Raw genomic sequence first — 15,020 nt, forward strand, 5'->3', positions numbered from 1 at the left:
TCACGACGCTGTCGCCGCCGTCTTCCCGCGCCGGAAAACGCGTTGCACGGCGGATCCAGGATCGCTCACGATGCGTGCATGAGCACGACGGGGGATACGTACGGTGTCCGCACGACCGCATGGCGTGCGCGCACGGCGTCCACGGGGGTGGCGCCGTGAGCGCACGGCTGCGCGGCATCGCGCGCGAGACGGAACAGATCGTCGCGGCGGGCGCCTACCGTGCCCCCGACGGGCGCGAGGTGAGCATCGCGGCGGCCGTCGAGGCCGCCCGCGCGGGCACCCGTATGGCGGGGCCGGGGCCGGTCGAGGTGCCGGCGCCGCGGGACGGGGCGGCGCCGGTGCGTACGGCCGTCGAGGTCACCGGCGAGAGCAGCACCGAAGCCGCCCGCCGCCTCGCGGACCGGCCCGTCGCCGTCCTCAACTTCGCCTCCGCCCGCAACCCCGGCGGCGGCTACCTCAACGGCGCGCAGGCGCAGGAGGAGGCGCTCTGCCGGGCCTCCGCGCTGTACACGTGTCTGCGGGAGGCGCCCGGGTTCTACGCCCACCACCGCGCACACCGGGACCCGTTCTACTCCGATCGGGTCATCCACTCCCCGGCCGTCCCGGTCTTCCGCGACGACCGCGGCCGGCTGCTGGACGACCCCTTCACGGCCGGATTCCTCACGGCCGCCGCGCCGAACGCGGGCGTGGTGCTGCGCACCGCCCCCGAGCGCGCGGCCGCCCTCCCGGCCGCCCTGGCCGTCCGCGCCGAACGGGTGCTGGAGACGGCCGCCGCCCACGGCTACCGGCGCCTGGTGCTGGGCGCCTGGGGCTGCGGGGTGTTCCGCAACGACCCGGCGCAGGTGGCGGAGGCGTTCCGCGCCCTGCTCACCCCCGACGGGCGATTCGGGCACACGTTCGACCAGGTGGTGTTCGGGGTGCTCGACCGGACGCCGGGCGGCGTGGTGCGCCGCGCCTTCGAGGAGGCGTTCGCCGGCTTTCCGGCCGGGTAGCCGGGCAAGGGCTTTCCGCGGCCCGGCGCGGGCTCCCCGGCCCGCTGGGCGCCGGTCTCAGGTCCAGCCGTACCGCTCGTACAGCCGCTGCCTGACCAGGTTGAACCGCATCCGGTCCAGGGCGCACGCCTCGCGGCGCATGCCGTCCTCGTGCAGTCGCAGCACCCGGTCCACGTCCACCCAGGAGTCGCGCCCGGACTTGTCCCAGGGGCCGCTGCCGATCGCCACCCACTCCCGGTCGCCGTCATGGCGCTTGCTGGAGAGCTGTACGGCGAGCAGGGTGCCGCCCGCCTCACGGGCCACCACGAGCACCGGACGGTCCTTGCCCCGGCCGTCGTTCTCCTCGAAGGGCACCCAGGTCCAGACGATCTCACCGGGGTCGGGATCGCCGTCGTACGCGGGCGAGTACTCCGTGCGCACCCGGCCCACCTCGCGCGGGTCGGCCTCGGTGGTGGCGGTGGGGCCGGTACGGCCCGGAACGTATCCATCGGTAAACGCGGTCACGGGGGCACCCTAAGGGCTGCCCCCGTGACCTTCTCACCCGGTCTCGCTATCCCTCGACCGGCACCTTCTGCGCCGGAGGCGGGACGGCGCCCCCGTTCACTGGCGAAGTCCCTTGCGGGGAGGCGCCGTTCTGGATCGGGGACGGGCCGTTCTGGTTCATGGACGCCAGAAGCTGACGGGCCAGCCCCAGCCCCGTGCCGCCCATCGTGAGCGCCTTCGCGAACAGATCGGCCATGCCGTCCGCGCCGTTGAGCAGCACCATGTTGTCGACGTTGCCGAACGCCGACGCCCCGGCCTGCACGATCTCCGGCCACTTCTCCGCGAGTTGCTGGGCGACCACGGCCTCCTGGTTCTCGGCGAGGGCGGCCGCCCGCGCCTTGATCGCCTCCGCCTCGGCGAGCCCCTGGGCCCGGTTCGCCTCGGCCTGCGCGAGCCCCTTGGCCTGGGTCGCGGCCGCCTCCGCCTCACCGGTGGCCCGCGTCTCCGCCGCCCGCGCCTCCGCGACCGAGATCAACGCGTCCCGCTCGGCCTCGGCCAGCGTCCGCTTCTCGTACGCCCGCGCGTCGGCCGGCTTGCGGACATCGGCCTGGAGCTGCTGCTCACGCCGCTGCGCCTCCAGTTCGGCGACCCGCGTCTCCTGGACGACGACCTCCTGGCGGGCCGCGGCGTCCGCGAGCGGTCCGGCCTGCCGCGCCTTGGCGTTGGCCTTGTCCTGCTCGGCCTGGTAGCCGGCCTTGAGGATCTCGCTGTCCCGGGTGGCCTCGGCCATCCGCCCGAACGCCAACTGCTCGGCCTCCGTGGCCAGTCGGTCGGCCTCGGCCTGCGCGATGCGCGCGTCCCGGCGCACCGCCGCCAGATGCGGCGCGGACAGGTTCTTGATGTAGCCGGTCGGGTCCTCGATCTCATGGATCTGGAGCGAGTCCACGATCAGACCCAGCTTCTCCATCTCCGTACCGCACGCGGCACGCGCCTGACCGGTCAGCTTCTCCCGGTCCCGGATCATGTCCTCGACCGTCAACCCGCCCACGATCGCCCGCAGATGACCGGCGAACACCGTGTGCACGCGCTCCGCCATCAGCTTCTGCTGGTCGAGGAAGCGGCGGGCCGCGTTGGCGATCGACACGAAGTCGTCGCCCACCTTGAAGATGACCACGCCCCGCACCTTCAGCGGAATGCCCTGGTGGGTCACGCAGTCGACATGCAGTTCCGTCTGGTTCAGATCGAGCGAGAGCTTGCGGACCGCCTGCATCCCGGGCGTCACCAGCGTGCCCCGCCCGGTGACGATCCGGAAGCCCATGCCCTCCTCCAGGCCCTCCAGTTTGTGCTTCGAACCGGAGATGATGAGCGCCTCGTTGGGCTCGGCGACACGCCACATCAACTTGAACGCACCGATCAGGACGAGGACGACGCCTAACGCCGCCCCGACGACGAATCCGACTTCCATGGGCATGCACTCCCCCGGTGCGGGGTGCCTTCACGGCACCGATGTAACGGGAGTGTGGGCCCGCGCGCCGAGGCGTGTACAGGGACGGCCGAACCGCTGTTGCCCGCTTGGTACATACGGCACACGCCGGACACGCTCCGAGCCGACGGACCGTCAACTCCCGTACATCGCCGCGACATAGACGGTCCGTGGTGCCAGGTACTCCACCACGGTGACCATGGTCCCGCGCTCGATGCGTTCGGTGCCGGAGGCGGGATAGGCGAGGAAGTGCTCGGCCCCGCCCCGCACCCGGACGATCACCTCGCCGACGAGCCCGGGCCCGACCGTTCCGGTGACCCGCCCCATGAGCCCGACCATCGACGCTTCGTCCATGGTCACAGGGTAGGCGCCGGTGACCGCCGACGGCCTCGGTCCGGGACGGGAACGGGGCGGAAACGAGGGCCGCTCACACCGCCGGCAGCGCGTCCGGCGGCGCGGAGTCCACGGCCGCCCCGCCCGCGTGGTGGGTGGGGGGCCGGCGCTCGTACCACCGCAGGTCCGCCTCCAGTTGGGCGGCGAGCGAGATCAGCAGCGGCTCGCTGTGGGCCGGGCCGAGGAGCTGGGCGCCGACCGGCAGACCGGCGGACGTGAACCCGGCGGGGACGTTGACACCGGGCCAGCCGAGCACGTTCCACGGCCAGGCGTAGGGGCAGGCGGCGATCATCGCCCGGTCGGTGGCGAACCCGCTCAGCTCCCGCATCGCCCCGATGCGCGGCGGGGGAGCGGCCGTCGTGGGCGCGAGGACGACGTCGTACGCCGTGAAGAAGCCGCCGATACGGCGGTGCAGGACCGCCTCCGCGCGCCGTGCCGCCCGCAGCGGGGCACCGGCGAGCAGCCGGCCCAGCCGGGCGGCGCCGAGGGTGCGCCGGTCGAGGAGGGCGGGGAAGGGCGCGTCGGCGACCCACTCGGCGATGCCGGCCGTCGCGCGCGGCACGAAGGTGAGCCCGATCTGCCCGTACGGCGGGTCGGCCTCCTCGACGTGGTGTCCCAACACGGCCAGTTTCTCGGCGAGTTCGACCACCCGGGCGCGCACCTCGGGGAGCAGCCGGGCCGGTACCGCGGTGAACGGCGGCTTCAGCGCGAGCGCGATCCGCAGCCGCCCGGGGTCGCGGCCGACGGCCGCCGAGGCGTCGACGGCGGGCGGCCGGTGCGGGTCGAGGTCGTGATTGCCGCTCGACGCGTCGAGCAGCAGGGCGGCGTCGGCGACCGTGCGGGCCAGGGTGCCGTTGACGGTGATGCCCTGGAAGGACTCGCCGCGCGGCCAGGTCGAGACGCGCCCGCGCTGCGGTTTGATGCCGACGAGATGCGTCCAGGAGGCGGGGATACGGACCGACCCGGCGCCGTCGGAGCCCAGCGCGGCCGGCACCAGCCCCGCCGCGACGGCCGCCGCCGAGCCGCCGGACGAGCCGCCCGGCGTGTGATCGGTGTGCCACGGATTGCGGGTCGCGCCGAAGGCGGGGCCCTCGGTGAACGGCCACTGGCCCAGCTCGCAGGTGTTCGTCTTGCCGACGATCACGGCCCCGGCGGCACGCAGCCGCCGGACCGCCTCGCCGTCCCGGTCGACCGCCGGGTAGGCGCCCGGGCAGCCGAAGGCGGTGGGCTCGCCGGCCACGTCCATGTCGTCCTTCACGGCGACCGGCACTCCGAGCAGCGGGGCGCGCCGCCCGGCCGCCAACTCCCGGTCCGCCGCGTCGGCTTCGGCGAGCGCGGCCTCGGCCCGCACGATCCGGAAGGCGTTGAGCGAGTCCTGCGTGGCGCCGATCCGGGCCAGACTCCGTTCGACGAGCTGCCGGGAGGTCACCTCCCCGTCGGCCAGAGCGCGGGCGGACTCGGCCAGGCCATGGGCACGGTCGAGCGTCATTGCGGGACCACCTCCGGGTGCACGATGTCTACCGGAGAGTAACTCCCGAACGCGCGGAGCCGTACAGGTTTCGCACAGGTGGCGTACGGGGCGTGTTGAAAGTGTTGACGTGCACCTGCCGCGGGCCTACTTTCTGCACGACTTGTCGAACTGTGTTCGATATATCGGACGAATCCGTGTGAGTGAGCCTCAGGAGAGCCGCCCGTGACCCCACGCCCCTCCCGCCGCACCCTGCTCCGTGCCGCGGCCGCCCTGCCCGTCTCGGCCCTCGCGCTGGGCGAACTGCCCGGGCTGCTCGGCGCGGCGACGGCCGCCGCACCCGCGAGCGGTCTCGCCACGCGGTACACGATCGTGCCGTTCCTCAACAGCGACGACGGCACGGTGAACGTCTACCAGTCCGACGACGCCACCGACTTCCGGCTGCTGAAGGCGTCCGCCTACACCCCGCCCGCCGACCGGATCCGGGACGCCGGCGTCCTCAGGCACACCGACGGCTACTACTACGTCACCTACACCACCCACACCTGGCAGGACGTCAGCACCACCATCGGGTTCGCCCGCAGCGCCGACCGTGTCAACTGGACGTTCCTGTACGACCATCCGGTCCCGATCGCGGGCCTGTCGCGCGCCTGGGCGCCGGAGTGGTTCGTGGACGTCGACGGCAGTGTGTACGTCATCGTGTCCTGCTCGACGACCGCCGACGAGTGGATCTTCACGCCGTATCTGCTCCGTGCCACCAACTCGGCGCTCACCGCGTGGAGTTCACCGGTCGCCCTGTCCGGACTGGGCGCCAACCACATCGACACCTTCCTGGTGCGGACCGGCTCGACCTATCACGCGTTCACCAAGAACGAGACGACCAAGTACATCGAGTACGCCACCGCCTCCACGCTCACCGGCCCGTACACCGTCTCGCGGACCGGTGACTGGGCAGGCTGGGGCAGTTACCGTGAGGGTCCGGCGCTGACGCAGCTCGACAACGGCGCCTGGCGGCTCTTCTTCGACGGCTACGGGGACGGCAGTTACTACTACAGCGACAGCTACGACACCTTCGCCACCTGGAGCGCGCCCCGGGCCCTCCCCGGGATCTCGGGCACGGCCCGCCACTTCTCGGTGGTCAAGGAGACGGTGTCCGGCGGTCCGAGCGTCACGAAGGACACGACGCGTTCGTTCCGTTCCGTCAACTACCCCACGCGGTACTGGCAGCAGCAGTCCGCGCTGCTCAACCTGCCCGTGGTGAGCGCCAGTAGCACGGCCACCGAGAAGCAGGCGGCCACCTTCACCGTGGTGGCGGGGCTGGCGGACGCGGGCGGCTTCTCCTTCCGCGACGCCTCCGGTGCCTATCTGCGCCACTACGACTTCCGGGCCCGTTTCGACGCCCACGACGGCACGTCGGTCTTCGCCCGCGACGCGACCTTCGTCGCCCGCACCGGCACGGCGAGCGGCTCGGTGCGCTTCGAGTCGTACAACTACCCCGGCCACTATCTGCGGCACTACAACTACCAGCTCCGGGTGGAGCGTTCGGACGGCACGGACCTCTTCCGCCAGGACAGCTCCTTCGTGCCGGTGACGGCCTGGGGGTGAGATCATCGGCGTATGGACACGGCGGCGGCGCAGTCGATGACCGAGGTTCCGGCGGGGCGGGTCACCCTGTCGGACCGGCGGACCCGGCGGACCTGGGACGTCGACCTGCCGGGCTGCCGGCTCGGCACCTTCCCGGTCACCCGGGAGCTGTACGCGCTGGTCACCGGCGAGGACGCGGACGCCGGCCGGGGTGACCGGCGTCCGGTCGAGGGCGTGTCCTGGTGGGACGCCGTCCACTTCTGCAACGCCCTCTCCCGGCGCGAGGGCCTCACGCCCGCCTACCGTGTCCCGCCCGGCGGCGAGTCCGTCATCTGGGACGACACCGCCGACGGCTACCGGCTGCCCACCGAGGCCGAATGGGAGCACGCCTGCCGGGCGGGCACCGAGGGCCCGCGCTACGGACCGCTCGACGACATCGCCTGGCACCGCGGCAACTCCGGCGAGCGGATCCACACCGTCGGCGGACGGCTGCCCAACGCCTGGGGCCTGTACGACATGCTGGGCAACGTGTGGGAGTGGTGCTGGGACCTCTACGACCCCGAGGTGTACGGCGGTTACCGGGTGCTGCGGGGCGGCGGCTGGTTCGACGAGCACTGGAGCTGCCGTGCGTCGGTACGACGGCGCAGTCACCCCACGTTCCGGGTGGACGACGTCGGTTTCCGCGTCGCCCGCCCGGCCGGCACCGGGTTCTAGGGGCGGGGCCAGGGGCGGCCGCCGATGGATTCGATGCCGTGATTGAAGCGCCGTAGGTAGGCGGCGAAGGCGGCGATGTCGTCGTCCGGCCAGTCGTGCATCACGCGGTCCAGGACCTCGACGATCCCCTCGCGCTCCTCGTCGAGCAGCCGGTCGCCCTCCGCGGTGAGCCGGAACTTGCGGGCCATGCCGCCCTCGGGGTCCGGGATCCGCTCGATCAGGCCGGCGCGCATCGCCGCCGCGGTCTGGCGGTTGAGGGTGGACGCGTCGAGGCCGAAGGCTTCGCTCAGCTCGCCGATCGACATCGGGCCCTGCACCCGGATGCGGCTGAGCAGGATGTAGGCGCTGCGCTCCATGAGGCTGTTCTTGCGACGGCCGCCGCGCTGGTTCAGGAACGTGTGGCGGCTGAGCAGCATCTGCTCGTACTCGACCTCGTGCGTGGGCGTCTCCATGGCCCGACCTCCTGATTCCGTGCGGCCGGACCATCCTGGCACATGGGTGTGCAGGGGCCATGAAATGTGCGTGATGCATGCGACATGTATCATGCACATCCGTTGCCTTCGTTTTGTCGTCGCTCGTCATCTCGTCCTCTCTCCGGAACATGCGAGGAGTCCGCCATGGACGCCCCCCAGCCCACGGCCCGCGCCGGCGCGGTGATCGCCACGCTCGCCTTCGCCGGCACCACGGCCGCGATCATGCAGACGCTGGTCACACCGCTGATCGCCGAACTGCCGCAGATCCTCGACACGTCGTCGTCGAACGCGGCCTGGGTGATCACGGTCACCCTGCTGGTCGCCGCCGTCTGCGTGCCTGTCGTCGGCCGGCTCGGCGATCTGGTGGGCAAGCGGCGGATGCTGCTGGCCTGTTCGGTGCCGCTGGTCGTCGGTTCGGTGGTGTGTGCCGTGGCCTCCGACGTCGTCACGATGATCGTGGGACGCGGGCTTCAGGGCATGGGCATGGGGATGGTGCCGCTGGGCATCGCGCTGCTGCGGGACGTCGTACCGGCCGAGCGGCTCAGCGGGTCGATCGCGCTGGTCAGCGCGTCCATGGGGATCGGCGGTGCCATCGGGCTGCCGCTCGCCGCGGCGGTGGCCCAGTACGCGGACTGGCGTGTGCTGTTCTGGGGGTCGGCGGTCCTCGCCGCGATCGTCGCCGTCCTGATCTTCGTGCTCGTCCCGGACGTGCCCGCCGGGGCGAAGGGGCAGCGCTTCGATCTGCCCGGTGCGATCGGGCTCGGGGTCGGTCTGGTCTGCCTGCTGCTGGCGGTTTCCAAGGGCGCCGACTGGGGCTGGGCCTCGGGCACCACGCTCGGGCTGTTCGGCGCGGCGGTGGTGGTGCTGGCCGGGTGGGGCGCGTGGGAGATGCGCACCGCCGATCCGCTGGTCGACCTGCGCACCACGGCCCGCCCCCGGGTGCTGCTCACCAACCTCGCCTCGGTCTTCATCGGCTTCGGCATGTACGCGAGCATGCTGGTGATGCCGCAGCTCCTCCAGTTCCCGGAGGCGACCGGCTACGGTCTCGGCCAGTCGATGCTGGCGGCCGGTCTGTGGATGGCGCCCGGCGGACTGATGATGATGCTGGTCTCCCCGCTCGGCGGAAAGCTCACCAACGCCCGCGGCCCCAAGTTCACCCTGATCTGCGGCGCCCTGGTCCTGGCGGCCGGCTACTTCGCCTCGCTGGCCCTGATCGGCTCCGCCTGGGGCGTCATGCTGGTCACGATCATCACCAGCAGCGGTGTGGGCCTCGCCTACGGCGCGATGCCCGCGCTGATCATGAGTTCGGTGCCGCTGAGCGAGACGGCCGCCGCGAACGCCTTCAACACCCTCATGCGCTCGCTGGGCACCTCGATCGGCGCGGCGGTCATCGGGGTGATCCTGGCCCAGATGACCACCACGATGGGCGGCTACACCTTCGCCTCCGAGGACGGCTTCCGCACCGCACTGCTGGTCGGCGGCGCGCTCGCCCTCGTCTCGGCAGCCGTCGCCGCCGTCATCCCGGCGGCCCGCGCCGCGCAGTCGGGGGCGGGCGAGCCCGGCCGGGCGGCCGAGCCGTCGGAGCAGGCCAAGGTCTGACCCGGCGACTGGTCCGGCGCCCCGCGCAGTCGCCTCGCCGCTACGGCCGGGTCAGCCGGCGCATCGTCAGGGCGAGATGCAGCCGCAGCCGGCCCTGCGGGGTGCGCACCGGCCAGCCGAGAAGCTGCTCGGCGTGGACCAGCCGGTCCTGGAGCGTCGAGTGGTGCACGGTCGCCTCGGCCGCGGCCGCCCGCAGGCTCGCCGTCGTGGTCACCGCGTGCAGCGTGGCGAGCAGCCAGGGGGCGTCCGCAGCCGCCCGCTCCAAGGCGCGCACATCCGGCGGCGGCTGCGCGCCCGGTATGACGAGGTCGGCCAGCAGGGCGATCCCGCCCAGCTCGTCGGCGTGCACGACACGTGGGCCGGGGTCGTGCGCGGTGCCCTCGGCGGTGAACCGGAGGGCGGTGCGGGCGGCGGCCCAGGAGCCGGGCAGCTCCGCCACGGCGACGGCGGGGCCGATCCCGGCCCGGCCCGCGGACAACTCGGGCACCGGTGTCCCGGCCGGGGCGGCGACCACCCGGGGCGGCAGGCCCGGCCGGGCCAGCGCGCGGGCGGGCACCCGGGGATCGAGCCCGAGCCGGCGCGCCGCGTGCAGCCGGGCCGCTTCCGGTGCGGTGGCGTCGAGCAGCGTCTCGACCAGGGCCGGATCCTCCAGCGGGGCCCGGCCACGAGTGCGGTCCAGGACCAGCCGTACGGCGCCGGCCGCCCGCTCCAGGATCACGGCGTCGACCACGCTGGGCCGCGCGCCGGGGCGTTCCAGCCAGAGGGCGTCCGCGCCGCCCGGCGTCAGCGCGGCGGACGGCCACCGCGGGTCCGGCGGCAGCTCGGTGTCCCGGCGGACACCGTCGGCCTCGACCCGGATCCGCACCCCGCGCTCCGCGTCCACCAGCCGCGCGGGCACCCCGGCGAGCACGGCGGCCCCGCGCACCAGCGCCTCCGCACCGGCCCGGCCCTCCGCCAGCCGGTCGAAGTAGGCGATGACGCGCACCGCTTCCCCCGCGGCGGGGTCCAGCGCGGTCAACCGCCCGGCCAGCTCTTTCATACGGCCATCATGCGGCACGTCCGCGCGGGTGAGGAGAGGAGCGGCCCGGCACCCGGCCGAGAGCGGCCATGGCCGGCCGGGGCGCTACTCGGCGAGCAGCCTGCGCAGCCAGTCCAGGTGCGCGGCGCGGGCCGAACGCGACAGCGCGGCCTGCGGGGCGAAGCCGTCGAAGCCGTGGAACCCGCCCGGCCAGACGTGCAGTTCGGCGATCCCGCCGGCCTGCCAGAGCCGGGAGGCGAAGGCGACGACCTCGTCCCGGAAGGTCTCCGCGGAGCCCACGTCGAGGAAGGCCGGGGGCAGCCCGGACAGGTCCTCGGCGCGGGCCGGCGCCGCGTAGGGCGAGACGTCCGGGCCACCGCGCCGCTCGCCGAGCAGGGCCGTCCAGCCCGTGTCGTTGGCGGTGCGGTCCCAGACGCCGAGCCCCGCCATCTGGTGCGTGGACGGGGTGTCGTTGCGGTCGTCGAGCATCGGGCACAGCAACAACTGCCCGATCGGGCGCGGGCCTTCGCGGTCGCGCAGCATCAGGGCGAGCGCGGCGGTGAGGCCGCCGCCCGCGCTGGCCCCGGCGATCACGATGCGCTCCGGGTCGGCGCCCAGTTCCCCGGCGTGCTCCGCCGTCCACAGCAGTCCGGCGTAGACGTCCTCGACCGGCGCCGGGTGCGGGTGCTCGGGGGCCAGCCGGTACTCCACGGACACCACGACCAGGTCCAGTTCCCGCGCCCACTCCAGGGCCACGTCCACACCGACCCGGTTGGTGCCGACCACCATGCCGCCGCCGTGCACGTGGTAGACGACCGGCCGGGGCCGGGCGGGCGCCGGGCCGGTGGGGGTGCAGATCAGCAGGGATATCTCCGGGGCGCCCTGCGGCCCGGGCACGGCGCGCTCCTCCACCGCGAAGGCGCCGCCCGCCGTCAGGTCCAGGTCGGCCAGCATCCGCATGCCCGGCCCCTGGCGGACGGTCTCGATGTCCTCCATGGTCAGCGAGGGCGGGACCAGGTCCTTGATCAGTTCGAGGGCGGCGGCGAGTTCGGGATCGAACGGCGGGGGGACGGGCGGCATGACGGCTCCTCGGGTGGACGCGGCGGCTCGTGCGTCCATGATCCGCGCCCGCCACCCGCCGGGACCGCCGCCGTCCGGCGGAATCCGCCCGCCGTACGGCGGTTGCCACGGCAGTCGGGCACGCGCCCGCACCTGCCGGGCACGCACCTCGCACCGGTCGCGCGCACACCCCGCACCTGCCGGGCACGCGCCCCGCCCGTTCCCCGCGCGGCGGTTACGCCTGCGGTGCCGCCTCCGCGCGCATCATCACGCAGTCGAACTCGATCACTCGGCCCGTCGTCGCCTCGCGGGTGACCGGGTACATGCCGCTGATGCCGAAGCCCTCCGCCTCGTAGACGGCGACGGACTCGCTCATCGTGGGGCTGCCTTCGTAGAGGCGGAGGCAGGCGACCTCGGACTGCATGCCGACGAACTCCGTGACGCGTTTTCCGGCGCCGGCGAAGACTTCCAGGTCGTAGCCCTGGGTGTCCATCTTCAGGTAGGGGACGGGGGCGGTGAGGCCGTCGAGGGCCTCGTCCATCACCTCGTCCAGGCGGCGGATGCGGATCTCCTCGGTGTCGGACTTCTTGAAGCGGCTGTAGCGGTCCTTGCCGTAATCGCTGGGCGGCAGCAGGGAGTTCATGGTCAGCCAACTGGAGTGGATCTCGGCGGTGGTCTCCTCGCGGCCCAGGCCGCACTGGAACACCCGCCACTCGGGGTCGTCCGCCGCGGCCTTCTCGAGCTTGGCGAACGTCGCCGACGTGGGCTCGAAGGAGACGATCCGCCCGGTGTACCCGGCCCGGCGCAGCCGCTTGGCGTACTGACCGGTGTTGGCGCCCACGTCGAACACGCAGGTCACGCCGTACAGTTCGAGCATCGCGGTGACGTGCTGCACGCACAGGTACTCCGCGGCGGCCAACTGCATCTTGCGCTCGTCCACCCGCTCGGGCGCGTCCGTGAGCACCAGCGCGCCGGACTCGCCGAGCGGGACGACGCCCTGCCTGGGGATCTCACCCCGCTCGCCGCCGCGGGTGCGCCGCAGCAGCCAGGTGTCCTTGTCCACGGGGGTGACCCGGTAGGGGCCGCCGCGCCGGGAGAGGACCGTGGTGCCGGGGCCGACCTCGGTCGTCTGGTAGCCGCCCCGGCGGGAGACCACCGCAGCTCCCGGGCCGAGATCGGTCACCTGGACGCCGAAGCGGGGTACGAGTCGAAGCAGTCGTCGGAAAAGAGTCTGCATCTCCCAAGCCATATCAGGGATGTCCGGGAGGCGTCTGCGGCTTGAACGAGTTTCGACGACCGGTTACGCGACGGAAACCCGTCGGACCCCTGGGGTGGGCCTTGACTTGAAGAGCACTCCAACACCTAGCGTCACAGGTGACGTTGAAGATCGGGAAGGCGGAGACGGACATGCGTGTGGGCGTGCACATCAACCAGTTCGGCGACGACGGGGGCGCCCCGGCCCTCGGTGCCGAGCTGGCGGCGGCGGGCGCCGCGGCGGAGGCGGCCGGGGTGAGCCGGCTGTCGGTGATGGACCACTACTTCCAGATGGAGTTCAACGGCGGGGCCGAGGCGCCCATGCTGGAGGCGTACACGACCCTGGCGTACCTCGCCGCCCACACCTCGACCGTCAGACTCGGCGCGCTGGTCACGGGGGTGACGTACCGTCATCCCGGGCTGCTCGCCAAGATCGCGAGCACTCTGGACGTGCTCTCCGGGGGCCGTGCCTCGCTGGGTATCGGCGCGGCGTGGTACGACCGTGAACACGACGGTCTGGGCGTGCCGTTCCCGCCGCTCGCGGAGCGCTTCGAGCGGCTGGAGGAGACGCTCCAGATCTGTCTGCGGATGTGGGACCCGCACGACGACGGGCCGTTCGTCGGCCGGCACTACCAACTGCGGGAGACGCTCTGCGTCCCGGCGCCGGTGAGCGATCCGCGTCCGGAGATCCTGATCGGCGGCGGGGGTGAGCGCAAGACGCTGCGCCTGGTGGCCCGTTACGCGGACGCCTGCAACCTCTTCGCCGCCGGTCCCGGCCTGGTCCGCCACAAGCTCGACGTGCTGCGCGAGCACTGCGAGGCGGAGGAGCGTGACTACGACTCGGTCCTGAAGACCGTCACCTACACCGCCGATCCCGCCACGGAGGGTGATCTCGACGCCTTCATGGCCGACATCTCGGGGTACGCGGGGCTCGGCATCGACACGGTGATCCTCGCGCCGAAGCTGGGCGAGACCTCCGGCTGGATCGACCGCTTCGTGGCCCCGGCCGTCAAGCGGCTGGCCGAGCTGGACTGACGTACGGCGACGCGGGGCGCCGTACGCCAGACCGCTCGCGCGGGATCGGATCAGGCGGCGACGGGCTCCGCGTGGCCGTGCAGCCGGGCCACGACCTCGGTGAGCTGGGCGGCGACCTCGGCGTCGTCGGCCGGGTGGGTCTCGGCGAAACGGGTCAGGGAACCGGGGATGGAGAGCTTGAGGTCCTCGATCACCTTGCCGCCCGCGATGCCCACGGCCTTGCGGGCCTCGTCCTGCGCCCACACGCCGCCGAACTGGCCGAAAGCGGTGCCCACGACGGCGACGGGCTTGCCCCCGAAGGCGCCGGCGCCGTACGGGCGGGACAGCCAGTCGATGGCGTTCTTCAGCACGGCCGGGATGGTGCCGTTGTACTCGGGGGAGAAGAGCAGGAACGCGTCGGCGGCCTGGGCGGCCTCACGCAGCTTGGCGGCGGCGGCCGGGAGGCTGCCCTCGACGTCGATGTCCTCGTTGTAGAAGGGGATCTCCGCCAGGCCCTCGAAGAGGTCGACCTCGGCGCCTTCGGGAGCGAGCTTGACCGCGGCCTCGGCGAGCTGGCGGTTGGTCGAACCGGCGCGAAGGCTGCCGACGAGCGCGAGAATGCGAACGGACATGTGGGTACTCCCAAGGGGCTGAAACATTGCCGTAACGATCCGGACCGGGGTCCGTTTATTGTTCTAGCACTCTAACCGGACCGTGGTCCAGTTTCATTCCCGGTGCTTTACGCTGTGTTCATGCCCGCCGATCCGCCGCTCTTCGCGAACGTCCAGGAGATCGCCGGCGAGCCCGAACTCGTGCAGCTCGGGCCGGCCGGGGACGAGCCGTGCCTGCGTGCCGACGCGGCCCGCAACCGGGCCCGGCTGCTGGACGCGGCCGCCAAGCTGATCGCCGAGCACGGCGCGGCCGGCGTCACCATGGAGGCCGTCGCGGCCGCCGCGAACGTCGGCAAGGGCACCGTCTTCCGGCGCTTCGGCGACCGCACCGGACTGCTGACCGCGCTCCTCGACCACTCCGAGCGCAAGTTCCAGGCCGCCTTCCTGACCGGACCGCCGCCGATGGGCCCCGGCGCCCCGCCGGTCGAGCGGCTGCGGGCCTTCGGTCACGCTCTGCTGCGGCGCACGGTCGACGAGCTCGACCTCCAGCTCGCCGCCGAGCCGGACCCGGCCCGCCGCTACTCCGTGCCGGCCCGCCGGGTGCTCCACGGTCATCTGCTCCTGCTGCTGCGGCAGGCGGTGCCCGAGGCGGACTGCGAACTCCTGGCGCACACCCTGATGGGCTATCTCAACCCCGCGCTCGTCCACCATCTGACCCGTCAATGCGGGCTGCCCACGGCCCGGTTGGAGTCCGGCTGGACCGAACTGGTGGACCGTCTCACGGCCGGAATCACCCAACCAACCGACTGACCTGCATTTTTGACGGTCGTCACGGATGAACGTCCCCTGCGTGCAAGCGAGTTCGGGGCTTCTGC

The 15,020-nt window shown here is 72.8% G+C and carries 15 protein-coding genes; 6 read left to right on the forward strand and 9 right to left on the reverse strand.

The features are described from left to right. The first annotated feature begins 155 nt into the window (after positions 1-155). Positions 156-992 carry a TIGR02452 family protein gene (locus AFM16_RS33665; RefSeq protein ID WP_078637175.1) on the forward strand — a complete coding sequence of 279 codons (837 nt, stop codon included), beginning with the start codon at positions 156-158 and terminating at the stop codon, positions 990-992. A 57-nt stretch (positions 993-1,049) separates the two neighbouring features. On the opposite strand, the gene AFM16_RS33670 is transcribed toward AFM16_RS33665, so the two are convergent. From AFM16_RS33670 to AFM16_RS33685, 4 genes are all read right to left on the reverse strand, one after another. After that, positions 1,050-1,496, reverse strand: a complete 447-nt coding sequence (locus AFM16_RS33670; protein WP_078636194.1) for a type II toxin-antitoxin system PemK/MazF family toxin — start codon at positions 1,494-1,496, stop codon at positions 1,050-1,052. Between the two features lie 46 nt (positions 1,497-1,542). Then, complete coding sequence (locus AFM16_RS33675; protein ID WP_179123341.1) at positions 1,543-2,946, reverse strand: flotillin family protein; 1,404 nt, start codon at positions 2,944-2,946, stop codon at positions 1,543-1,545. 147 nt (positions 2,947-3,093) lie between these two features. Further along, positions 3,094-3,312, reverse strand: coding sequence for an NfeD C-terminal domain-containing protein (locus AFM16_RS33680; RefSeq protein ID WP_217687320.1), 219 nt, complete (start codon positions 3,310-3,312; stop codon positions 3,094-3,096). 73 nt (positions 3,313-3,385) lie between these two features. Next, positions 3,386-4,840 (reverse strand): amidase, encoded by a 1,455-nt coding sequence (locus AFM16_RS33685; RefSeq protein WP_078636196.1) that lies wholly within the window; start codon positions 4,838-4,840, stop codon positions 3,386-3,388. 204 nt (positions 4,841-5,044) lie between these two features. Here AFM16_RS33685 and AFM16_RS33690 point away from each other — a divergent pair, with 204 nt between their 5' ends. Continuing rightward, positions 5,045-6,424, forward strand: a complete 1,380-nt coding sequence (locus AFM16_RS33690) for a glycoside hydrolase family 43 protein (RefSeq protein ID WP_078636197.1) — start codon at positions 5,045-5,047, stop codon at positions 6,422-6,424. Positions 6,425-6,436: 12 nt separating this feature from the next. Further along, the gene (locus AFM16_RS33695; protein ID WP_078636198.1) at positions 6,437-7,117 is read left to right on the forward strand and encodes a formylglycine-generating enzyme family protein; all 681 of its coding nucleotides are present in this window, start codon (positions 6,437-6,439) and stop codon (positions 7,115-7,117) included. Here AFM16_RS33695 and AFM16_RS33700 read toward each other — a convergent pair. Then, positions 7,114-7,569, reverse strand: coding sequence for a MarR family winged helix-turn-helix transcriptional regulator (locus AFM16_RS33700; protein WP_078636199.1), 456 nt, complete (start codon positions 7,567-7,569; stop codon positions 7,114-7,116). The two genes, AFM16_RS33695 and AFM16_RS33700, sit on opposite strands and share 4 nt — an antisense overlap. A gap of 165 nt (positions 7,570-7,734) precedes the next feature. Here AFM16_RS33700 and AFM16_RS33705 point away from each other — a divergent pair, with 165 nt between their 5' ends. After that, positions 7,735-9,189 carry an MFS transporter gene (locus AFM16_RS33705; RefSeq protein WP_078636200.1) on the forward strand — a complete coding sequence of 485 codons (1,455 nt, stop codon included), beginning with the start codon at positions 7,735-7,737 and terminating at the stop codon, positions 9,187-9,189. A 40-nt stretch (positions 9,190-9,229) separates the two neighbouring features. On the opposite strand, the gene AFM16_RS33710 is transcribed toward AFM16_RS33705, so the two are convergent. The 3 genes from AFM16_RS33710 to AFM16_RS33720 form a co-directional block, all read right to left on the reverse strand. Continuing rightward, positions 9,230-10,228, reverse strand: a complete 999-nt coding sequence (locus tag AFM16_RS33710) for a helix-turn-helix domain-containing protein (RefSeq protein ID WP_078636201.1) — start codon at positions 10,226-10,228, stop codon at positions 9,230-9,232. Between the two features lie 84 nt (positions 10,229-10,312). Next, positions 10,313-11,287, reverse strand: coding sequence for an alpha/beta hydrolase (locus AFM16_RS33715; protein ID WP_078636202.1), 975 nt, complete (start codon positions 11,285-11,287; stop codon positions 10,313-10,315). A 214-nt stretch (positions 11,288-11,501) separates the two neighbouring features. Continuing rightward, the gene (locus AFM16_RS33720) at positions 11,502-12,503 is read right to left on the reverse strand and encodes an FkbM family methyltransferase (RefSeq protein WP_078636203.1); all 1,002 of its coding nucleotides are present in this window, start codon (positions 12,501-12,503) and stop codon (positions 11,502-11,504) included. Positions 12,504-12,673: 170 nt separating this feature from the next. Between AFM16_RS33720 and AFM16_RS33725 the strand changes: the two genes are divergently transcribed. Continuing rightward, positions 12,674-13,555, forward strand: coding sequence for an LLM class F420-dependent oxidoreductase (locus AFM16_RS33725; protein ID WP_078637176.1), 882 nt, complete (start codon positions 12,674-12,676; stop codon positions 13,553-13,555). 50 nt (positions 13,556-13,605) lie between these two features. On the opposite strand, the gene AFM16_RS33730 is transcribed toward AFM16_RS33725, so the two are convergent. After that, on the reverse strand, positions 13,606-14,166 hold the full coding sequence (locus AFM16_RS33730; RefSeq protein WP_078636204.1) for an NAD(P)H-dependent oxidoreductase: 561 nt from the start codon (positions 14,164-14,166) through the stop codon (positions 13,606-13,608). A 120-nt stretch (positions 14,167-14,286) separates the two neighbouring features. Between AFM16_RS33730 and AFM16_RS33735 the strand changes: the two genes are divergently transcribed. After that, on the forward strand, positions 14,287-14,955 hold the full coding sequence (locus AFM16_RS33735) for a TetR/AcrR family transcriptional regulator (RefSeq protein ID WP_078637177.1): 669 nt from the start codon (positions 14,287-14,289) through the stop codon (positions 14,953-14,955). The last annotated feature ends 65 nt before the right edge of the window (positions 14,956-15,020 follow it).

The sequence above is a fragment of the Streptomyces antibioticus genome (genome assembly GCF_002019855.1).
Lineage (GTDB): Bacteria > Actinomycetota > Actinomycetes > Streptomycetales > Streptomycetaceae > Streptomyces > Streptomyces antibioticus_B.